Source organism: Pseudomonas sp. W3I7, assembly GCF_030816095.1.
In the GTDB taxonomy this organism is placed as follows: Bacteria; Pseudomonadota; Gammaproteobacteria; order Pseudomonadales; family Pseudomonadaceae; genus Aquipseudomonas; species Aquipseudomonas salomonii.
Window position 1 is genome coordinate 6,417,833 of the sequence record NZ_JAUSXP010000001.1, and the last position, 19,532, is coordinate 6,437,364.

A 19,532-nucleotide genomic window follows, 5' to 3' on the forward strand; every position below is an offset into this window, starting at 1 on the left:
GCGGTTCTCCGCACCTTACCGGACGTTCCAAGGACGCCAACATGATTAGCAAAGAAGGCCTTACCCACCACATCTCCGCGCAGTTCAACGCCGAGCTTGAGGAAGTGCGCAGCCACCTCCTGGCGATGGGCGGGCTGGTGGAGAAGCAAGTCAACGATGCGGTCACCGCGCTGATCGAGGCCGACTCGGGCCTGGCCCAGCAAGTGCGCGAGATCGATGACCAGATCAATCAGATGGAACGCAACATCGACGAAGAATGCCTGCGCATTCTGGCCCGCCGCCAGCCGGCGGCCTCCGACCTGCGTTTGATCATCAGCATCTCCAAGTCGGTGATCGACCTGGAGCGCATCGGCGACGAAGCCACCAAAATCGCCCGCCGCGCTATCCAGCTGTGCGAAGAAGGCGAAGCGCCACGCGGTTACGTGGAAGTGCGCCACATCGGCGACCAGGTGCGCAATATGGTGCGCGATGCGCTGGATGCGTTCGCCCGCTTCGACGCCGAACTGGCGTTGTCGGTGGCGCAATACGACAAGACCATCGACCGCGAATACAAGACCGCACTGCGCGAGCTGGCCACCTACATGATGGAAGACCCGCGCTCTATCTCGCGGGTCTTGAACATCATCTGGGTGCTGCGCTCCCTGGAACGCATTGGCGACCACGCGCGCAACATCTCGGAATTGGTGATTTATCTGGTGCGCGGCACCGACGTGCGGCACATGGGCCTCAAGCGCATGAAAGCCGAAGTTGAAGGCACTGCTGATCAAATCCCTAATGTTCCGGGCGAATCTGACGATAAGTAAGGTTGCCCGAGACATTAACGCCCGGCCTTTGGTCGGGCGTTTTCGTTTGCGGCATTTGAATTTTTTTGCACAGCAGGAGCAATAAAGTCCTTCTGTGACCAGCGAGATTTGGCAAGATGCCATCAGTCAGGCGTTTTGCGTGCCGAAGTTTTAATAGGATGAAGGGTCGATGAGTAAAGTCAGTGTATTGGTGGTGGACGACGCCTCGTTTATCCGCGATTTGGTGAAGAAGTGCCTGCGCAACTACTTCCCAGGCATCAAGATTGAAGACGCGGTGAACGGCAAAAAGGCGCAATCCATCCTGATGCGCGAGACCTTCGACCTGGTGCTGTGCGACTGGGAAATGCCCGAGATGTCCGGCCTTGAGCTGTTGACCTGGTGCCGTGAGCAGGCGCACCTGAAGGCCATGCCGTTCGTAATGGTGACCAGCCGTGGCGACAAGGAAAACGTGGTGCAGGCCATTCAGGCCGGGGTTTCCGGTTATGTCAGCAAGCCGTTCACCAACGAGCAGTTGCTGAACAAGGTCAAACAGGCTTTGCACAAGATCGGCCGCCTCGACGCCCTTATCGCCAGCGCGCCGACCAAGATGAACTCGGCCTTCGGCAACGACTCCCTCAATGCCTTGACCGGTGGCAAGCCCGAGGCGGCCAAACCGGCGCCGGTAGCTGCGCCGAGCAAAGGCCTGCTCAACAGCCAGCCGGTGCAAGCGCCTGCAGCTTCGCCTGCCGGCGGTCGCGGCCAGGGCCAACTGCGGCTGTCCAGCGGCAACCAGCAATGCGTGATCAAGGCGCTGAGCATCAAGGAGGCGCTGCTGGTGGTCCGTCGCGGTGAAGTGCTGCCCCAGGTGCTGGAAAGCGCCGTGCTCGACCTTGAGCAAGGCGAGAACGCCGAAGTCGCGCGCCTCAATGGCTACCTGCACGCCATCGTCGCCTATGAGCCACGGCCTGACAGCGACTGGTTGCAACTGACCTTCCGGTTTATTGACCAGGATGCGCAGAAGCTCGATTACATCTCCCGCCTGATCGCGCGCGGTACGGCGCAGAAGCACTTCGTGCCGGGTGCGTGATCGCCTGAATCAAGGGAATCGACCGACCGTCTGATTCCCGCTGGGTCGCTTGATTTATATCTGTTTCGATATAGTCTCTCGATAACGCGTCAGTGTTATCGAGCCTTTGCTATGCCTTGAAACACACCTGCACCGCCTTTGGCTGAGTCGTCGATTAGGCTTCTTCTTTCCAGGAAAGGAGAAACCAATGCCAAGGCACAAGGATGTGGTGTTTTTAGGAAGCTCGCTCAAGGATCTCAAAGAATTCCCTCTCGACGCCCGAAGGGCTGCCGGCTTTCAGTTGGATCTCTTGCAGCAGGGTGAACAGCCTTTTGATTGCAAACCGATGAAGACTATCGGGAGGGGCGTCAGCGAAATTCGGATCACTGACGAATCGGGAGCGTTTCGAGTGTTCTATGTGATTAATCGGCCGGAAGCAGTCTATGTGCTGCACGCGCTGCGCAAAACCACACAGAAAACCGAAGGGCGGGATATCGAACTGGCTCGTGCCAGATTGCAGGAGATAGGTTAAGCCCATGACAGACTCAAAAATTCACACCGAACGTTTCAGCAGCATCTGGGATGCTCTGGAAGACACGCCCCAACAAGCCGCCAATATGCGCCTGCGCTCAAAGTTGTTGTTGGAGTTGTGCAACACCATCCGCAGTTGGGAGCTTTCTCAGAAAGACGCGGCACAAAGACTGGGTATCAGTCAGCCGCGCTTGAACGACGTGCTCAACGGCAAGATCGACAAGTTTTCCCTCGATGCGCTGGTCAACCTGTCGGCCGCCGCCCGGATGAATGTAGATATCTGCTTTACCGCGCTGCCCGCTTAGAGCCGTCATCAACCCTGGCTAGCCTGCCGTTCAGTCATCCCGGCAGGTACGCCATGGACATCGCCATGCCCGAGGGCACGCCGATCATTGCGGCACGCAGCGGTACGGTGGTGAAGGCTTCCGAGGTCGGGCTGGTTTCGATTCCCTATGAGTTCAACCAGCCGCTTGGCAAATTGCCCAACTTTGCGTTGGGCAATTGAGGCGTCAATCCAGCAACAACACCTTGGCCAGCACGATTTTCGGCCCTTTCATTTTCTTGATGATGATGCGCAAGCCTTCAACTTCCAGCACTTCCTCTTCTTCCGGCACGCGTTTGAGCGTGTCGTAGATCAAGCCCGCCAGAGTTTCGGCTTCGATGTGGTCCAGGTCCACGCCCAGCAGGCGCTCCACCTTGAACAGCGGCGTGTCGCCACGCACCAGCAGTTTGCCTGGCTGGTAGGCGAGGATGCCGCGCTCGGCCTTGCGGTGTTCGTCCTGAATATCACCGACCAGCACTTCCAGCACGTCCTCCATGGTCAGGTAGCCGATGACTTTGCCGTCGGCTTCTTCCACCAAGGCGAAGTGCGCACCGCCTTTGCGGAACTGCTCCAGCAGCTGCGACAACGGCATGTGCCGCGATACGCGCTCCAGCGGGCGGGTCAGCTCGGCCAGGTTGAACGACTCGGGGATGTGGTCCAGGGCAGCCAGTTCCAGCAGCAGGTCCTTGATGTGCAGCAGGCCGACAAACTCATTGCGATCGGCGTCATACACCGGGTAGCGGCTGAATTTATGGCGGCGGAACAGCGCGAGGATTTCCTTGAGCGGGGCGTTGAAGTCCAGGGTGACCAGGTCTTCGCGGGAGTTGGCCCAGTCCACCACTTCCAGCTCGCCCATTTCCACGGCCGAAGCCAGTACGCGCATGCCTTGGTCGCTTGGGTCCTGGCCACGGCTGGAGTGCAGGATCAGCTTGAGTTCTTCGCGGCTGTAATGGTGTTCGTGGTGCGGGCCAGGCTCGCCTTGGCCGGCGATACGCAAGATGGCGTTGGCGCTGGCGTTGAGCAGGTAGATCGCCGGGTACATGGCCCAGTAGAACAGGTACAGCGGCACCGCCGTCCACAGCGACAGCAGCTCGGGTTTGCGAATCGCCCAGGACTTGGGGGCCAATTCGCCAACCACGATGTGCAGGTAGGAAATCACGAAGAAGGCGGCAAAGAACGACACGCCCTTGATCACTTCGGGCGATTGCACGCCGATGGCGCCCAGCAATGGCTCGAGGATATGCGCGAAGGCCGGTTCACCGACCCAGCCCAGGCCCAGGGAGGCGAGGGTGATACCCAATTGGCAGGCCGACAGATAGGCGTCGAGCTGGCTGTGGACGGTGCGCAGGATCTGCCCGCGCCAGCCGTTCTTGTGGGCGATGGCCTCGACCCGAGTGGCACGCAGTTTGACCATGGCAAATTCCGCCGCAACGAAGAAACCGTTGAGCAGTACCAGGATCAGTGCAAAAAGAATCATGCCGAAATCGGCGAAGAGTGTAGCGAGGGTGATACCAGGGGAAGGGTCCATGATGGGGTTTTGCAGGTTCCGTGTGTTCAATAAGGGGTGACAGACAGGCCTGAAAGGCAGGCGCAAGTCGGCCAATGTAGCGGCTGACGGGGCGCTTGCCTAGTGCCCGCTGCCGGGCGGGGCCTGGAAAGCCTTCGTCAACACGCTGCATGACCAATGTGGGAGCGGGCTTGCTCGCGAAAGCGGTGGGTCAGTCAACACATTCATAGCTGACCCACCGCCTTCGCGAGCAAGCCCGCTCCCACACTTAGTCCAGCGTCGTTTTCAGCTTATTCATCATTCCCGATTACCCGCGAACGGGTCACCTGCGCCGGTGGAAAATGGCAGGTAAAGGTACTGCCATGCCCCAGCACGCTGCTGATCTCCAACCGTGCGCGGTGGCGCAACAGCACGTGTTTGACGATCGCCAGACCCAGCCCGGTGCCGCCGGTGTTGGAGTTGCGGCTGGAATCGACGCGGTAGAAGCGTTCGGTCAGGCGCGGCAGGTGCTTGGCGTCGATACCGATGCCGGAGTCTTGCACGCTCAAGTGCGCGCCGTGCTCGTCGCTCCACCAGCGGATGCGGATATTGCCCTTGTCCTGGGTGTACTTAACCGCGTTGAACACCAGGTTGGAAAACGCGCTGCGCAACTCACCTTCGCTGCCTTTGAGCAATACCTGCGGGTCGGCCTCCAGGGTGATCTGTTGGCCGCGCTCGCCGGAAAGCGCCTGGGCGTCATTCTTGATGGTCTGCAACAGGCTTTGCACCGCCACCGGGTGGTTGTCCGAGGGGTAATCGGTGGCTTCCAGTTTGGCCAGCAACAGCAGGTCGTTGAGCAGGGTTTGCATGCGTGAACCCTGCTGCTGCATCTGCTGCAGGGCACGGCTCCAGCGCGGGTTGATCTCGTCGACGTTGTCCAGCAGCGTCTCCAGGTAGCCGCAGATCACCGTCAACGGCGTGCGCAGTTCGTGGGAGACGTTGGCGACGAAGTCTTTGCGCATCTGTTCCAGCTGATGAATGCGGGTCACGTCGCGCACCAGCATCAGGTGCTCGTTGTTGCCATAACGCGTCAGGTACAACTGGATGCGCACGCGGTCATTGGTGGGCGAGGGGATTTCCAGGGCCTCTTCGTAGTTGTCCTGCTCGAAGTATTCCTTGAAGCGCGGGTGGCGCACCAGGTTGGTCACCGGCTGGCCGCTGTCCTGGGGCGTCTTGAGGCCCAGCAGGGTCTCGGCGGCGCGGTTCCACCATTCCAGGTTGCCGTCGCTGTCGAGCATGATCACCGCGTCTTTGAGCGCGGCGGTGGATTCCTGTACCCGGTCGATCACCGCCTGCAGGCGCCCGCGAACCCGTTGGTCGCGGCGTTGCAGGTGGTAGATGCTGTCGAACACCTCGCCCCACAGGCCATAGCCGTCGGGCGGTGCTTCGTCGGGTTTGTGCTGGCGCAGCCATTCATGCAGGCGCAGCAATTGTTTGAGGGTCCAGCCCAGATACAGGCCGATACCGACGGCCAGGCTCCAACCGTAATAACCGCTGATCAAACCCACCACCAGGCAACCGGTGATCAACAGAAGCATGTGGCGGATCAGGGTGCCATGCCAGTTCTGGTTCACTTAAACATGCGTCCTTGTCAGCGGTTAAGGAAGGGAAGGGCCGGCTCAGCCTTTGGTGGAAAAGCGATAGCCGGTGCCGCGCACGGTTTGTACCAGATTCTCGTAGGCATCGCCCAAGGCTTTGCGCAGGCGGCGGATATGCACGTCAACCGTGCGCTCCTCCACATACACGTTGCCGCCCCACACCTGGTCGAGCAATTGGCCACGGGTGTAGGCGCGCTCCTGGTGGGTCATGAAAAACTGCAGCAGGCGGTACTCGGTCGGGCCCATCTCGGCCGGCTTGCCGTCGATGGTCACGCGGTGGCTGATCGGGTCCAGGATCAGCCCGTCGACTTCGATCGGTGCTTCGCCATCAGTCGGGCCGGCACGGCGCAGTACGGCCTTCAGGCGCGCTACCAGCTCACGTGGGGAAAACGGCTTGGTGATGTAGTCATCAGCGCCGACTTCCAGGCCCTGGATCTTGTTGTCCTCTTCGCCCTTGGCGGTAAGCATGATGATCGGGATATCCCCGGTCAGTTCGTCACGCTTGAGGCGGCGGGCCAGTTCGATGCCGGAGGTGCCGGGCAGCATCCAGTCCAGCAGGATCAGGTCCGGCTTGCGGTCGACGATAATGGCATGGGCCTGCTGGGAGTTCTCCGCCTCCAGGCAGTCATAGCCGGCCATTTCCAACGCAACGGCGATCATCTCGCGAATGGGCGCTTCGTCGTCAACGATCAGAATGCTCCTGCCAACCATGCTCAAAATCCTCTTGTCATTTAACTGTCTTGCGCCGCATTAGATAACGGAATTATTGCAGTCGTGTGACAGTAATTTAGTCGATCAGGCAATTCACGGCACTCTGGACTACCCTTTGGGTCCGAATCCTGACAACCACAAAAGGAAGGTTCCGATGACTCAAAGTACTTTTTCCTGGAAAGCACTGTTGGTAACGGCGGCGTTGACCCTGCCGACACTGGCGTTTGCGGCTGAGCCGGCGATGACCAAGGGCGGCGTGTTGGTGGATCACAAGGGCATGACGCTCTACACCTTTGCCAAGGACTCTGATGACAAGTCCATGTGCAACGACAAGTGCGCCACCAACTGGCCGCCATTGATGGCTGAGTCCACTGACAAGCCGATGGGCAAATGGACCGTCATCACGCGTGACGATCAGAAGAGCCAGTGGGCCTACAGCGGCAAACCGCTTTACACCTTCGTCATGGACAAGAAGGTCGGCGACATGACCGGTGAGGGCAAGATGGACGGTGCCTGGAAGGTTGCCAAGCCTTGACTCGGCGGCGCCATTGAAACCTTCGCGAGCAAGCCCGCTCCCACATTTTGATTTGTGAATACAGGTCAAATGTGGGAGCGGGCTTGCTCGCGAAGGCGTCCGCCCAGCCACCGCAAAAATCTCATCGAAAAGCGTAATCCGCCACAATCCCGACAAATATCGCCAACCCCGCCCAGTGGTTGTGCAAAAACGCCTTGAAGCATTTCATCCGATCCTTGTCCCGGGTATACCAGAACTCCCAGGCAAAACAGCCCGCCGCCGCCAGCAACCCCAAGTGGAACCAGCCACCCAGCTCGAACCGCTGCCCCGCCAATAGCAGGCACACCAGTGACAAACCTTGCAGGGTCAGAATGATCACGCGGTCCGCATCGCCGAACAGAATGGCGGTGGATTTCACCCCGATCTTCAAGTCGTCATCGCGGTCGGTCATCGCGTAATACGTGTCGTAACCCACCGTCCACAGCAAATTGGCGATGTACAGCAGCCACGCCGTGGCTGGCAAATGCCCGGTCTCGGCAGTGAACGCCATCGGCATGCCCCATGAAAACGCCGCGCCCAGTACCACCTGCGGGTAGTAGGTGTAGCGCTTCATGAATGGGTAGCTCGCCGCCAGCGCCAGGCCGCCCAGGGACAGCAGGATGGTGGTGGCGTTGGTCAGCAGCACCAGCAGAAAACTGATGCCCATCAGCACCGCAAAAAACACCAAGGCCTCTTTGGCGCTGATCTTGCCGCTCACCAGCGGGCGTTGCTCGGTGCGTTTCACATGGCCGTCGACCTTGCGGTCGGCCCAGTCATTGATCACACAGCCGCCGGCGCGGGTCAGCACCACACCGAGCACGAAAATCACGATATTGAGCAACGACGGCGAGCCCTTGCCCGCAATCCACAGCGCCCACAGCGTCGGCCACAACAGCAGGTAAATGCCGATGGGTTTGTCCATGCGGGTCAACTGAATGAAATCCCAGGCCCTGGGGTTCAGGCGGTTCAAGGACTTGAGCAGACGTTGATACATCAGCAGTTCTCCGGGTGGTCATGCAGCGCATGCCAGAAGCTGGGCAGGAAAATTTCCGCGACCAGCACGCTCAGCGGTCCGCGATCAAAACGTGAGCGGCGCGCCCACAGGCCATCGGCCTGGTCGGCGGTTGGCAGCCATTGCCTTGGGTAATGGCATACCTCGATCGCCTGGCGGGTGAACGCGTGGTCGCAGAACAGCAATTCGCCCAGCGAACGGCTGCCCAGTTCGTCCATGTGTAAGCCATCGCCCTGCAAGGCACTGCGGGCCGCCACGCTGCGGGCAAACACCCACGGTTGGCCATGCCCGCGCAAATACACTTCGCGTACCCAGCCGACCGTGGCCGGGGCCATACCCAGCGCCACGCATTCGTCCTCGCGCAGTGGCTGCCAGCCTTCGAACAGTGGCGTCACGCTGAAGCCGTCGTTGGACAGCCACGTGAGCCTGCGCGTCAGCGAGCCTTCGTCGAACAACCAGTTGAGGGTCAAAGGCCCAGGCATTGGGCTCAGAAGGCTCTGGGTCAGCCATTGGCAAGCATCGGGACGGGCGATTGAGTGCGGCACGGTGAGTCAGTTTTGGCAGCAAAAGAGGCGGCGAGCTTACCATGGCGTCCTGAGCTTTTGCCGGGCTGAACCGGCCGTTTGCGCCGAACATGCTTGCATCTGCCGGCCCCGATCAGTACAAAACGCCCTGAGCCGTACGGCAACGTTGGTCTATCGACCGTTGGCCAAGACGCCTGGACCCTGAGGAAGCAAGTAATGAAGAAGTGGCAATGTGTAGTCTGTGGCCTGATCTATGACGAAAAAGACGGCTGGCCGGATGACGGTATCGCACCGGGCACCCTGTGGCAGGACGTCCCGGAAGACTGGCTGTGCCCGGACTGCGGCGTAGGCAAAATGGATTTCGAAATGATCGAAATCGGCTAATCATCGGTTTAAGAAACGTACTACAAGGAGAAAGGAATGAACGCACCTGTCGTGATCATCGGCACAGGATTGGCCGGATACAACGTGGCTCGGGAGTTTCGCAAGCTCGACAGCGAGACCCCGTTGCTGCTGATCACCGCGGATGACGGGCGCTCCTACTCCAAGCCCATGCTCTCCACCGGCTTTGGCAAGAACAAGGAAGCCGATGGCCTGAGCATGGCGGAACCGGGCGCCATGGCCGAGCAGCTCAAGGCCGAAGTGCGCACCCATACGCGCATCAGCGGTATCGATCCGGGCCACAAACGCCTGTGGATCGGCGAGGAAGCGGTGGCTTACCGCGACTTGATCCTGGCCTGGGGCGCAGAAACCGTGCGCGTGCCGGTCGAAGGCGATGCGGCAGAGCTGATTTTCCCCATCAACGATCTTGAAGATTACGCACGCTTTCGTGCCGCCGCCGCCGGAAAGCGCCGTGTGCTGCTGCTTGGCGCGGGCCTGATCGGCTGCGAATTCGCCAACGACCTTATTCTTGGCGGCTACGAAATTGATCTGGTCGCTCCCTGCGAGCAAGTCATGCCGACCCTTTTGCACCCGGCAGCCGCCGCCGCTGTGCAAGCCGGGCTGGAAGGCCTGGGCGCGCGCTTCCACTTGGGCCCGGTGCTCAACCGCCTGCAGCGCACGGCGGATGGCCTGGAAGCGCACCTGTCCGATGGTGAAGTGATCCACTGCGACCTGGTGGTCTCGGCCATCGGCCTGCGCCCGCGCGTGGACCTGGCCGCCGCTGCCGGCCTGCAGATCAACCGTGGAATCATGGTGGACCGTCACCTCAAGACGTCCCACGCCAATATCTACGCCCTGGGCGACTGCGCCGAGGTCGATGGCCTCAACCTGCTCTACGTAATGCCATTGATGAGCTGCGCCCGCGCCCTGGCCCAAACCCTGGCCGGCAATGCCACGGCCGTTAGCTACGGGCCGATGCCGATCACCGTGAAAACCCCGATTTGCCCGCTGGTGGTTTCGCCACCGCCACGCGGCACCGAAGGTGTGTGGAGCGTCGAAGGGCAGGGTGCCGATATCAAGGCCTTGTGCCGCGACGCCAGCGGCCGCCTGCTGGGTTATGCGCTGACGGGCAGCGCCGTCATGGAAAAACTCGCCCTTAACAAAGAACTTCCGCCATTGCTGGCGTAAATACCGGTCGTTCTGTCGGAATCAGCACCTTCTTAGCCCCAGAAAGGTCGCCGCGAGACTGGCGGAGCGTGCGAGGGCATGCCATCCTCACTCCCGTCTGCCGCAGAGTAGAGCCTGCGGCGCCTTGGGCGCTGCTCCACCAGAGAGCAGCACGGACATAACAACAAAAAACCGTCAAAGAGGCTTCACTTATGCGTAAACCAGAACTCGCAGCCGCTATTGCAGAAAAAGCAGACCTGACCAAAGAACAGGCCAACCGCGTTCTCAACGCCGTTCTCGAAGAAATCACCGGCGCCCTGCACCGCAAAGACAGCGTCACCCTGGTGGGCTTCGGCACCTTCCTGCAACGCCACCGCGGCGCCCGCACCGGCAAAAACCCGCAAACCGGTGAGCCAGTGAAAATCAAGGCCAGCAACACCGTTGCATTCAAGCCGGGCAAGTCGCTCAAAGACAGCGTCAACCCGTAAGAGCAGGACCGTCTGAAGGGAGGCGGGTGGGTAAGAAGATGGGCACGCCGACTGGGTTGGGTGCCCATTTTTATTGGGCTGTTCAATCAAAGTTTTCAATGCATCTTGGCGTCGCCACGTTTATCCCCGAACTAACTCGTCATGCCCGTCTGGCGATTCTTTTGCGACGAGCTCTTCGTAGTTCGCAGGTTCTGAGTTTAAACTCCCGGGAATCCAATCTCCATTTAGTTGCTTGTAGCTGCTGGCTCTATACGGATACAAGCTCATAATTGCTGTAATTTCTTTTTGTAGGTTTTTTCTTTCGTACCAAACACTGCCGCACTCGCCACAGCCCCAAAAGGGCGGGGATTGCTCATCAATCAGATCAACCCAGCCGGCGCATTGGCTAATCGGGCACCGATAATTGGCAGGCTGCGGCGCTGTGATTGGGGGTTGTTCAGCCTTCACGTATTGCGTTGAAGAACCGCAGGAAGGGCACTCAATCATGATAAAACGCTGGCCTTTTGCAAGGAGCGGTGCAATGAATTGTTGTTGCTTCGCGTCCAGCTCAAATGTCTCTTTGCAGAGCTGGCATCGGGCGTTATTAATTGAGTCCATATGGATTTTCCCCTTCAGGATACCAATGCAGGGCTTTGCTATTAGCTTTGTGGTAGGACTTGTCCATGAGTTCAAGGTTGCTCTGGCGGTTATTGCCACCCCTGAATATTGGCTTTTTATGATGCACGTCAAAGCCCTCGGGAACTTGGCCTTTTTTCATTCTATCTACCCCGGCCGGACCATATTTCTGAAGTGATTTGGGGTCTTTGGCCATTTTTTTCATGTACTTCTCTTTGGCACCACCTTTTTTGTCGAAGTTGGCGCGTATTTTTTTGATCTCACTCTTCGTTCTCTTGTGATAGCAGGTCTTCAGCCCCCATGGATCGATCCATGTAAGGGGGTTCGGCGAGTATTGGTAGAGGTTGAATCCTCCCTCCAACCCGACCGGGTCGGGAGTGGTAAACCGTCCCACATCCGGATCATAAAACCTGAACGTATTAAAATGCAGCTTTGTAGTCCGGATCACTGAAAAGGATCTTCCATCGAGGAATTTCCGAGAAAAGCATGCTGCAGAAAATCGGTCGGAACAGACGTTTTGAGGTGTCTACCTCGCTCAATGACACGGGTATTTGCGTATAAAATTTCGCAAAAACCTCGATCAGATGCCCCAGCGCAGGGGAAATTAGCTCGATATAGCGGGCAATAACAAACCCAGTCTCATCTGAAGAATTGAGGGCCGGGATATAAAAAAGATCGCCCGGTTTAGGTGACTTCAGGGTTTTCATGCAATCGCCTAATTTGCGGAGCAGGTGTCAGACTACAATAAGCGATTACCTAAGTTTAGGTGGGCGGATTAGGTCGACGATTAAGGGCGCATATTTAGTCTGCTCGTCATTATAAGGTTGTTCCAATTAGTCATTACTTTCTCTATCCAGTTTTAGTCAGGGTTCTTCAGTTGCTCTGGTGGTAATTTTCGCACTTCATCGCGTATAGAGTTGTAAATGCTTTCGATAGGCTTTGATACTTGGATCTGTAGTGCGTCAAAAACTTCTTTCACCGCTCTTTCGTGATATTCAAGGTATTTTTCATAGCCTGAAGGGTCTTGATTGATAGGCTGGCTGGGCATTTTTAAAGAGTAGCTCACGGCTTTATTTCTTTTGGATACCTCGGGTCCGGTTACATTTAAGTCCATTAGTCCAGGCACGCTCGAGTCTTTAAGACTCAGCCAATAGTTGTCGCCGTACTTTTTATCGAACAGTTCAGTTTCGATTATTTGTCGTTCCAGCTGTTCTCGGATAATCCGGCTGACATGGTGTGACACATAAAAAACGGCAGTAGGATTTGGAAAGAGACCGCTTATAGATATAGGGTACGGATTGCGCATTATTTATACTCTCTTATTTGCCACATAGTGATTTAGGGCCTTTATAGCTTTTTTTGTTTCCTTCCGGTATCAGTCCGCCAGTTTTCTTGTAATGCGCATCCAATTTTGCAGTTTCGATAGTTTTGGCCGCTTCTGTCGTACTTATGCCGCTTTGCAGAATTGTACCCTTAATCGTTTTTCCAGGATTCAGCCGTTCTAATTTTTCTACTTGTTGGTGAAGCCTGGTCGGGTTACCACTGGATTTAGTTACGCGGTTCATATCGGCTTTACCGTATTTATGTAGCTCGCCGTCTATTCGGATTTCGTACACGCCGAAATTGCCTTGTGCGCCGTTGGTGTTGAGATTTAGAAGTCCCCATGGATCAATCCATGAGATGGGATTTGGTGCGTATTTGTAGAGGTTGATTCCTCCCGCCAACCCAATCGGATCCGGCGTCGTAAACCGTCCCACATCCGGATCATAAAACCTGAACGTATTAAAATGCAGCCCCGTCTCCCGGTCCAGATACTGCCCCTGAAACCGCAGATTCTGCTCTTCAATGAAGTAGGGTTCGCGTACCTCCTCGACTGCGTTACCCCACACCCGGTAAGTCGCTTGCCAGAGAGCATGGCCGTCAACCTCTGTCAGCTGCTCCGGCAACCCATTCAGGTCGTTGTGGTAGTAACGAATTTTTTGCAGCGGCCCGGCACCGTCCACGCGAGCCAGAGGCTGATAGCCTTCATCCTCATAAACGTACAGGCTGGTCTGGCTGTGTTTATGCTCCTGCAACAAGCGCAGGCCATCCCACATGAACCGCGTTTTCCCCAGCGGATATCCATCACCGCCATGCTCGGTTTTTTCTATCCGACGGCCCAGCGGGTCGTAAGCCATCCTGACCACGCTGCCATCATCATTACGCACTTCAACCAACCGGCTCTCAGCGTCATACGCAAACCGCTGCACCCCACGTTTGGCGCTGCGCTTTTCAATCATCCGCCCAAACGCGTCGTAGCGATAACGCTTGTCCTGATACGTCAGCAGCTTGTTATGCACCACCAACCCGGCGCCCGCTTGCGGGCCGTCCAGCAGGTTGGCGGCGGCGTCGTAGGCAAAGGTTTCGCGCTGCCCATGCAGGCTGTCCTGGCTTGCGATGATGCGGCCGGTGGCGTCGTAGTGCAGCAGTTGGCGATGTTGCGCGGCGGGTTGCTGGTCGAGTTTGCCGATCAGGTTGTCGGCGGGGTCGTACTCGAACTGCTTTTGCGCTGCTGCGGGCATCAGCGTTGGCTGGCTGTTCAGGCGGCGCTGGCGTGAGCGCAGGCGGCCGCTGCGGTCGTATTCGCTGCGGGTACTGAGTTGGCCTTGGGTGCGCAGCACTTCGCGGTGCAGGCGGTCGCGTTCGAAATCGCTGATCACCTGGCCGTCAAGGTTGATCTGGTGCAGGTGGCCGCTGCCGTAGTACAGGCGGTTGAGCCAACGGCCGTCCGGCAGTTGGGTCTGGATTAGGTTGCCGAGTTCGTCGTAATGATGTTTCAGGTTGCCGGCGGCACTCTGTTCGGCAAGCAACTGGCCGACAGCGTCGTAGGCGAAACCCAGAGCCTGGGTGTTGCCTTGCACATCAGTGAAGGTCACAGCCGTGAGCTGATCTACTGCATCGTAGTGGTAGTCGGTGCGGCCATCGTCGGTGGTTTTGGCCACCAGTCGGCCGACCGCATCACGCTCAAGCCGGTGAATGATAGGCGCCGGTGGCGTCTCGGGCACCACCGCCAGCCCATTGCCATAAGGCGCCGCAAGGGCAGTCACCGTCGTGATGTTGTCGAGCAAGTCGTAGTCGTAGCGCTTGGCGCTGCCGTCGAGGTCTTGTTGCTCGGTCAGCCGATCCCCGGCGTCCCACGCAAACCGATAGCTTTCACCGTTCTCGTTGACCAGCGCTTGCAACCGCCCGTAGCTGTCATAGCCGAACTGCACCTGTCGACCATGGGCATCGGTGCGTTGGCGTACCTGGCCACGCCGGTTGTGTTGGTAGAGCGTGGTGTGCCCGGCGGGATCGGTGTAGCCGACCAACTGGCCACTGGTATCGCGCTGATATTGTTCAGTGCGACCGTCTGGTAGCTGGCTGCTGAGCAAGCGCCCCTGGGCGTCATAGCTGAACTGCGTGCGTTCACCGAGCGCATCGGTGATGACCTGCAAATAACCGCGCTCGTCGTAGCTGAAGCGCGTCGGGTAGCCCGAGCAGTCGATATGTTCGACCAACTGCCCAAACGGGTTCCAGCGCAGTTGTTTGCTTTTGCCAGTGGCATCAATGATTTCTACTGGCTGGCCGTGCGCGTCATAGCGGTAACGAGTGATATAGCCCAGCGGATCGGTCTCGGCGATGCAATTGCCGCGAGGGTCGTAGCGATACTGCCAACTGTTGTCGGCGGCGTCGGTTTCCACCAGCGGCAAAGCCCAATGTTCCAGCCACAAAGTCGAATCACTGCGGCCCAGCGGGTCGGTTTCGCCAATTACGTTGCCGCTCTCATCGTAGCTGTATTCATAGCGCCCACCCAGCGGATCAGTCGCGCTGAGCAACTGACGTTCGTCATTCCACTCAAATAGCCAGGTCTGGCCAAGGTTGTCGCTGTATTGAATGATCTGGTGCTGAGTGTTCCAGTGCCGCGTACTCACGCGCTGCAAACCATCGGTGATGCGCGTAATACCCGCCTGCAAGTCATAGTCGAACTGGTAAGCATCGCCCTCATCGGTCCAATGCCTAACCACGCGCCATTCCAGGCCTTCAACCAGTGCCCACTCATAGAAACAGCGCAATCCGGTGGGTAACTGATGCTCCACCATCCGGCGCCCGGCATCGTAGGCAAAGCGCCGCTGCACCTGGCCGGTTGCATCACGCACTTGCACGAGATTGCCCGCCGCGTCGTAGCCGTAGCTCACGAGCACTTCGCGACGTTGATCCGGGTAGAGGCGCTCAATATGAGTCACATGACCCTGATCTCGGATCAGTTCAACCTGCACCAGATCGAATGTATCGCGCAGGCGCACCAGCTGCCCGGCTTCGTCATAGTCGATATAGATACGGTTGTCGTTACGATCACCCAGTTGGCTCAGACGCAATCGCGACGGGTCTGCTGGCGCAGCTTCGAACAAGCGGTACATGCCGTCGTCGCTTTCGATCAGCAACTGCCCATTGAGGTGTCGTCGCACCGCAAGCCCTTCACCGGCGCTGAACACTGCGCCGCCCAAGGGAATGGTGCCCATATCGATGGGCCGACCCTGCTCATCGGTATAGACCAGCGTTTCGCCGCCCTCGGGATGCGGCTGAATGTCGACGCACACCTCGTAGGGCACGCTCCAGCCGACGCCAAACAGGCTGCCCTGGCGTTCATCACGGCTGTTGTAGAAGCGCTGCCAGTCGATTGGCAGAATGCCGGGCAGCACAAAATCCAGATCGTCGACACCGCCCAGTACCTTCGCGCCCGTCGCGGCATGCACCGGGTTCGACGAGCCCATCGCGGCGTTGGCCGCAGCGTCCATCGCGCTGCTGATGGCCATCGAAGTGGCGCCGCTGACCAACATGCACGGCAACTTGCTGAAGAACTTGCCCTTGCCACCCTTGAGCATCAACAGCGCTGTAACCGCCAACCCGACGCCAGGCGTCTTGCCGCTGCGAATCTCACGCACCACCACCGAGCCGCCACCAATGGTCACGTTGGAGGAAATCAGCCCGGACGACACCACCGTCGCATCGCAGGTACTGCGATCACCACTGCGCACGGCGGGTTGGCCGTTGATGGTGACCTTATCCGAGCCCTCGGCAAGAAACTGCGGCGGCATTGGCGGGTGCTTCATGCACACCACCAGATCCAGCGGCTTGGGCACGGCACCCGGCGCAGGGGTGGCGACGGTAGGGCGCCACATCTGCGAAAAGAAACCTGCGGCCATGTCCAGATAACTGGCTTCGGGTTCCGGCTCGGGCGCTTCCAGCTCGGTACCCGCCGGCGTGACATGGGAGCTGATCGCCCCGGCGGCACGGGCGGCAGGTATGTTGTTGGTCAGGGTATTGGTGGAGCCGGTGAGAATGTTCGCCTGTACCGTGGGCGGAAACAGGGCGTTACTGAAGGCATCGCATAGCTTGGTCAGCCCTTTGTCCGCGCCACTTTTGCTCATGGCCAGGCCAACAATCGTGCCCACTACCGCCCCCAGCAGGAAACAGCCGAGGCCACCGGTGACTACGGTAATGCCGGTGGCAGCAACAACGGCCGACGTCGCCACCGCCGTGATCGCGATATTGGCCGCCACCTCCAGCACACCGCCGAGGATGTCCGCCATCATCGAAGTGTGGGAGAGCGCATCGCCCATCCGGGCTGCCCATAACGCGTCAGACATGCAGGCAGCTCATCAAGAAATAGCGTCGAACGACAACGAGTTTTTGACCAATGCCCAGTGCGCAGCCTCGGCATCGCCTAGCTTTTCAGCCTTCACATAGCTCAAGGCGAGCATCTTGCGCGTACCTGGCAACACCAGCGCCAGTTGATACTGAAACACCTTGTCATTGCCCTTGTTGAACTGGCTGCGCAACTCGATACCTTCCACCTCTTGAGCGGCGCCCAGGCGCACGGTAACGCTGGGTTGGCAGCGCAAATCCTGCACCTGTTTTTCCAGGCGTTTGAGTTGGTCGTCGAAGTTGCTGTGCAACGTTTCGCCTTCGGCCAGCAAGCTGCGGCTGACGATCAAAGAGGTGCCCAGCTCGGGAAACTTGAGAATATTGATCGTCGCGTCCTGCAACTCTGCGGCCGGCAGCTGGAACTGAAATTCGTTGATTCGGTACGTCATGGCAAACAGGTCTCGTCAGGAGCTTTTAGGCGCGGGGAACGCGGCTTTGATGTTGGCATCGATGCTGGCTTTCTGGCCTTGACCATCGGGTGTGGCGCCGGCGCCGCCGCCGTTGTTCAGGTGCAGAAGGCCGCCGGTATTAAACTCGGCATCGCCGCTGGCATAGAAGCTGATGTTCACACCCGTGAGGTTTATCTGCCCGCTGGCATTCAACTCCAGGATGCTTTCGCCGCAGACCAGCCGCAGGTTCTCGCCCACCTCGATCACGTAGCTCTGGCTGATGCTGTCGGTCTTCCTTTGGCCCACCGAGAGGATGTCCTCCTGCTTGACGATGCGCAGGCGGTTATTACCAATCGTCACCGTCTCGTTATGCCCAATGCTCTTATTTCGGTCATGCCCCACCGAGTGGCTTTCATCCACCTCCACCACGATGTCCTGATTGCGCTCGGCGTGGATATACAACTGCTCCAGGCCCTTCTTGTCCTCCATGCGGATTTCATTGAAGTTGGCTGGCGTGCCGCCTTTGCTGGAACGGCTTTTCATGCCGCTCTGGGTGGCGTTTTCCGGCAGGTCGTAAGGCACGGTCTGTTCGGCGTTGTAGACGCGGCCGGTGATGATCGGTCGGTCCGGGTCGCCTTCCAGAAAGCTCACGATCACTTCCTGGCCGATCCGTGGGATTTGCATCGAACCCCAGTTTTTACCGGCCCAGGACTGCGACACACGAATCCAGCACGAGCTGTTTTCGTTGGATTGATCATGACGGTCCCAGTAGAAGTGCACCTTCACGCGGCCGTACTGGTCGGTCCAGATTTCCTCACCTTTTGGGCCAACCACCAACGCAGTCTGCGGGCCTTTGACGATGGGCCGATAGGTGCTGGCCAGCGGGCGGAAGCTTTGCTGGGCGTCAATACAGGTGAGGCTGCTTTCGAACTGCGCCGACCCTGAGCCGCCGCCGGTTTCCAGGCTTTCCTGGACGATGGCATAGCGGCAGCCGACGATCAGGTATTCGCGGTTCTGGTCCTGGCGGCTGAAACCGGTGAGGCTGAACAAGTGGCCCGAGCCCAGGCCCCGCGCATTACCGCTGAACTCGATCTGCTCATGCAGGGTTTGCAGGGCTTCAATACGGGTGCGCGCATAGTGTTCGCCGTCGGCGCTTTGCACGTAGGTGCCAGGGTAGTCGTACAGCGGGTAGTCGCCGGCGGTGTGCGGGCGCGGCATGGCCGAACGTACGTCGATGCTGGCGCTGGGGCGCTGGAAGTCGTAGTCGTTAAGCTCCAGCGACCCAGGCTGCACTTCCTGCGCCAGGTGCCAGTTGTGCATATGGTCGCGTTCGCGCTGCTGCTCGTCCTTGGGGTAGTACGGGATCGATGCGTAGCCCGGCACCGTGGTGTGGGCGCCATAGGCATCGGCCAGCACCAGCACATGACGGTCCTGCTCATGGCGGAAGAAGTAGTAAATACCTTCCTGTTCCATCAAGCGGCTGACGAAATCGAAGCTGGTCTCGCGGTATTGCACGCAGTATTCCCACTCGCGATACGGGCGGCTCAGCGCGTCTTCGAAGTCGGAAAAACCCAGGTCGCGAAACACCTGCTTGATGATCTGCGGGATGCTCAGGTTCTGGAAAATCCGGCAGTCCGAGGTGCGGCTGAGCAGCCAGAACCATGGGCGCAGGGTCACCTGATAACTGGCGAACTGGCCCTGGTCGATATTCTGGCTGCAACGCGCGACGATACCGTGGAAGTGTCGCTCACCACCGTCCGCCAACTGCACGCCGACACTCATCGGCTTGCCCAGCAACTGGTTAAGGTCGATATTGGCGTCCAGCGAGGTCAGTCGCAGCTCATAGTTGAACAGCCTGCCCAGCTCTTCGCCGCCGCCCATTTCATTGAGCAGCAGCACATCCGGCCCCAGAGGGCTGGTGATCTTGGCCAGGCGTGAGGCTTGGTTGAATAGCATCGGTAGTCCCGTAAATACCTGAATAACTGAAGAAACCGAATCCAGCTGTGGGAGCTGGCTTGGGTGGGAGCTGGCTTGCCTGCGATAGCATCACCTCAGTGTGCCTGACACACCGAGGTGCCTGCATCGCGGGCAAGCCCGGCTCCCACACAAGCCAGCTCCCACAT

General features: G+C 58.7%; 20 protein-coding genes and 1 pseudogene. 9 read left to right on the top strand and 12 right to left on the bottom strand.

Annotation, left to right across the window (positions count from 1 at the left end; translation table 11 throughout):
• Positions 1-41: 41 nt before the first annotated feature.
• From phoU to QF043_RS29305, 5 genes are all read left to right on the top strand, one after another.
• Positions 42-803, top strand: a complete 762-nt coding sequence (gene phoU / locus QF043_RS29285) for a phosphate signaling complex protein PhoU (RefSeq protein ID WP_053258703.1) — start codon at positions 42-44, stop codon at positions 801-803.
• A 169-nt stretch (positions 804-972) separates the two neighbouring features.
• Positions 973-1,869, top strand: coding sequence for a response regulator (locus tag QF043_RS29290; protein ID WP_056860878.1), 897 nt, complete (start codon positions 973-975; stop codon positions 1,867-1,869).
• A gap of 187 nt (positions 1,870-2,056) precedes the next feature.
• Positions 2,057-2,380, top strand: a complete 324-nt coding sequence (locus QF043_RS29295) for a type II toxin-antitoxin system RelE/ParE family toxin (RefSeq protein ID WP_307421142.1) — start codon at positions 2,057-2,059, stop codon at positions 2,378-2,380.
• A gap of 4 nt (positions 2,381-2,384) precedes the next feature.
• A complete protein-coding gene (locus QF043_RS29300) occupies positions 2,385-2,684 on the top strand; it encodes a helix-turn-helix domain-containing protein (RefSeq protein ID WP_307421143.1) in 300 nt (99 codons plus the stop codon).
• 53 nt (positions 2,685-2,737) lie between these two features.
• The gene (locus QF043_RS29305) at positions 2,738-2,884 is read left to right on the top strand and encodes a hypothetical protein (RefSeq protein ID WP_373460794.1); all 147 of its coding nucleotides are present in this window, start codon (positions 2,738-2,740) and stop codon (positions 2,882-2,884) included.
• A 4-nt stretch (positions 2,885-2,888) separates the two neighbouring features.
• Here the strand turns inward: QF043_RS29305 and QF043_RS29310 are convergent, their stop codons facing one another.
• From QF043_RS29310 to phoB, 3 genes are all read right to left on the bottom strand, one after another.
• Positions 2,889-4,229, bottom strand: coding sequence for a hemolysin family protein (locus QF043_RS29310; RefSeq protein WP_017135804.1), 1,341 nt, complete (start codon positions 4,227-4,229; stop codon positions 2,889-2,891).
• Positions 4,230-4,498: 269 nt separating this feature from the next.
• Positions 4,499-5,785: a phosphate regulon sensor histidine kinase PhoR gene (gene phoR / locus QF043_RS29315; RefSeq protein WP_256593062.1), complete on the bottom strand. Its 1,287-nt coding sequence runs from the start codon at positions 5,783-5,785 to the stop codon at positions 4,499-4,501.
• 81 nt (positions 5,786-5,866) lie between these two features.
• Positions 5,867-6,556, bottom strand: coding sequence for a phosphate regulon transcriptional regulator PhoB (gene phoB, locus QF043_RS29320; RefSeq protein ID WP_003195617.1), 690 nt, complete (start codon positions 6,554-6,556; stop codon positions 5,867-5,869).
• 154 nt (positions 6,557-6,710) lie between these two features.
• Here phoB and QF043_RS29325 point away from each other — a divergent pair, with 154 nt between their 5' ends.
• Positions 6,711-7,091, top strand: a complete 381-nt coding sequence (locus tag QF043_RS29325; protein ID WP_307421144.1) for a hypothetical protein — start codon at positions 6,711-6,713, stop codon at positions 7,089-7,091.
• Positions 7,092-7,212: 121 nt separating this feature from the next.
• On the opposite strand, the gene ubiA is transcribed toward QF043_RS29325, so the two are convergent.
• Entirely contained in the window at positions 7,213-8,103 is an 891-nt protein-coding gene (gene ubiA / locus QF043_RS29330; protein ID WP_307421145.1) for a 4-hydroxybenzoate octaprenyltransferase, read from the bottom strand.
• Positions 8,103-8,666: a chorismate lyase gene (locus QF043_RS29335; protein ID WP_307421146.1), complete on the bottom strand. Its 564-nt coding sequence runs from the start codon at positions 8,664-8,666 to the stop codon at positions 8,103-8,105. Before QF043_RS29335 ends, ubiA begins: the two co-directional genes overlap by 1 nt.
• A 195-nt stretch (positions 8,667-8,861) precedes the next feature.
• On the opposite strand from QF043_RS29335, the gene QF043_RS29340 reads away from it, so the two are divergent.
• From QF043_RS29340 to QF043_RS29350, 3 genes are all read left to right on the top strand, one after another.
• The gene (locus QF043_RS29340; protein WP_003213373.1) at positions 8,862-9,029 is read left to right on the top strand and encodes a rubredoxin; all 168 of its coding nucleotides are present in this window, start codon (positions 8,862-8,864) and stop codon (positions 9,027-9,029) included.
• Positions 9,030-9,065: 36 nt separating this feature from the next.
• Positions 9,066-10,214 (top strand): NAD(P)/FAD-dependent oxidoreductase, encoded by a 1,149-nt coding sequence (locus QF043_RS29345; protein WP_058421114.1) that lies wholly within the window; start codon positions 9,066-9,068, stop codon positions 10,212-10,214.
• Between the two features lie 191 nt (positions 10,215-10,405).
• Positions 10,406-10,681: an HU family DNA-binding protein gene (locus QF043_RS29350; protein ID WP_003213368.1), complete on the top strand. Its 276-nt coding sequence runs from the start codon at positions 10,406-10,408 to the stop codon at positions 10,679-10,681.
• Between the two features lie 120 nt (positions 10,682-10,801).
• On the opposite strand, the gene QF043_RS29355 is transcribed toward QF043_RS29350, so the two are convergent.
• The 7 genes and pseudogenes from QF043_RS29355 to QF043_RS29385 form a co-directional block, all read right to left on the bottom strand.
• Positions 10,802-11,278: a hypothetical protein gene (locus QF043_RS29355; protein WP_307421147.1), complete on the bottom strand. Its 477-nt coding sequence runs from the start codon at positions 11,276-11,278 to the stop codon at positions 10,802-10,804.
• A 301-nt stretch (positions 11,279-11,579) separates the two neighbouring features.
• Positions 11,580-11,738 (bottom strand): annotated as a pseudogene (locus QF043_RS30940) (RHS repeat-associated core domain-containing protein); the annotation flags it as partial.
• Positions 11,716-12,003 (bottom strand): Imm26 family immunity protein, encoded by a 288-nt coding sequence (locus QF043_RS29365; protein WP_307421149.1) that lies wholly within the window; start codon positions 12,001-12,003, stop codon positions 11,716-11,718. The gene QF043_RS29365 and the pseudogene QF043_RS30940, both read right to left, overlap by 23 nt.
• A gap of 152 nt (positions 12,004-12,155) precedes the next feature.
• Positions 12,156-12,602 carry a hypothetical protein gene (locus tag QF043_RS29370; protein ID WP_307421150.1) on the bottom strand — a complete coding sequence of 149 codons (447 nt, stop codon included), beginning with the start codon at positions 12,600-12,602 and terminating at the stop codon, positions 12,156-12,158.
• 13 nt (positions 12,603-12,615) lie between these two features.
• Positions 12,616-16,962, bottom strand: a complete 4,347-nt coding sequence (locus QF043_RS29375; RefSeq protein WP_307421151.1) for an RHS repeat-associated core domain-containing protein — start codon at positions 16,960-16,962, stop codon at positions 12,616-12,618.
• Between the two features lie 12 nt (positions 16,963-16,974).
• Positions 16,975-17,409 carry a DcrB-related protein gene (locus tag QF043_RS29380; protein WP_307421152.1) on the bottom strand — a complete coding sequence of 145 codons (435 nt, stop codon included), beginning with the start codon at positions 17,407-17,409 and terminating at the stop codon, positions 16,975-16,977.
• A 15-nt stretch (positions 17,410-17,424) separates the two neighbouring features.
• Positions 17,425-19,365 (bottom strand): type VI secretion system Vgr family protein, encoded by a 1,941-nt coding sequence (locus tag QF043_RS29385; RefSeq protein WP_307421153.1) that lies wholly within the window; start codon positions 19,363-19,365, stop codon positions 17,425-17,427.
• Positions 19,366-19,532 lie beyond the last annotated feature (167 nt).

Excerpts from the sequence above, each read along its gene's own strand:
- phoU (WP_053258703.1), top strand. The coding sequence starts at position 42 with ATGATTAGCAAAGAAGGCCTTACCCACCACATCTCCGCGCAGTTCAAC.
- QF043_RS29290 (WP_056860878.1), top strand. The coding sequence starts at position 973 with ATGAGTAAAGTCAGTGTATTGGTGGTGGACGACGCCTCGTTTATCCGC.
- QF043_RS29295 (WP_307421142.1), top strand. The coding sequence starts at position 2,057 with ATGCCAAGGCACAAGGATGTGGTGTTTTTAGGAAGCTCGCTCAAGGAT.
- QF043_RS29300 (WP_307421143.1), top strand. The coding sequence starts at position 2,385 with ATGACAGACTCAAAAATTCACACCGAACGTTTCAGCAGCATCTGGGAT.
- QF043_RS29305 (WP_373460794.1), top strand. The coding sequence starts at position 2,738 with ATGGACATCGCCATGCCCGAGGGCACGCCGATCATTGCGGCACGCAGC.
- QF043_RS29310 (WP_017135804.1), bottom strand. The coding sequence starts at position 4,229 with ATGGACCCTTCCCCTGGTATCACCCTCGCTACACTCTTCGCCGATTTC.
- phoR (WP_256593062.1), bottom strand. The coding sequence starts at position 5,785 with ATGCTTCTGTTGATCACCGGTTGCCTGGTGGTGGGTTTGATCAGCGGT.
- phoB (WP_003195617.1), bottom strand. The coding sequence starts at position 6,556 with ATGGTTGGCAGGAGCATTCTGATCGTTGACGACGAAGCGCCCATTCGC.
- QF043_RS29325 (WP_307421144.1), top strand. The coding sequence starts at position 6,711 with ATGACTCAAAGTACTTTTTCCTGGAAAGCACTGTTGGTAACGGCGGCG.
- ubiA (WP_307421145.1), bottom strand. The coding sequence starts at position 8,103 with ATGTATCAACGTCTGCTCAAGTCCTTGAACCGCCTGAACCCCAGGGCC.
- QF043_RS29340 (WP_003213373.1), top strand. The coding sequence starts at position 8,862 with ATGAAGAAGTGGCAATGTGTAGTCTGTGGCCTGATCTATGACGAAAAA.
- QF043_RS29345 (WP_058421114.1), top strand. The coding sequence starts at position 9,066 with ATGAACGCACCTGTCGTGATCATCGGCACAGGATTGGCCGGATACAAC.
- QF043_RS29350 (WP_003213368.1), top strand. The coding sequence starts at position 10,406 with ATGCGTAAACCAGAACTCGCAGCCGCTATTGCAGAAAAAGCAGACCTG.
- QF043_RS29355 (WP_307421147.1), bottom strand. The coding sequence starts at position 11,278 with ATGGACTCAATTAATAACGCCCGATGCCAGCTCTGCAAAGAGACATTT.
- QF043_RS29365 (WP_307421149.1), bottom strand. The coding sequence starts at position 12,003 with ATGAAAACCCTGAAGTCACCTAAACCGGGCGATCTTTTTTATATCCCG.
- QF043_RS29370 (WP_307421150.1), bottom strand. The coding sequence starts at position 12,602 with ATGCGCAATCCGTACCCTATATCTATAAGCGGTCTCTTTCCAAATCCT.
- QF043_RS29375 (WP_307421151.1), bottom strand. The coding sequence starts at position 16,962 with ATGTCTGACGCGTTATGGGCAGCCCGGATGGGCGATGCGCTCTCCCAC.
- QF043_RS29380 (WP_307421152.1), bottom strand. The coding sequence starts at position 17,409 with ATGACGTACCGAATCAACGAATTTCAGTTCCAGCTGCCGGCCGCAGAG.
- QF043_RS29385 (WP_307421153.1), bottom strand. The coding sequence starts at position 19,365 with ATGCTATTCAACCAAGCCTCACGCCTGGCCAAGATCACCAGCCCTCTG.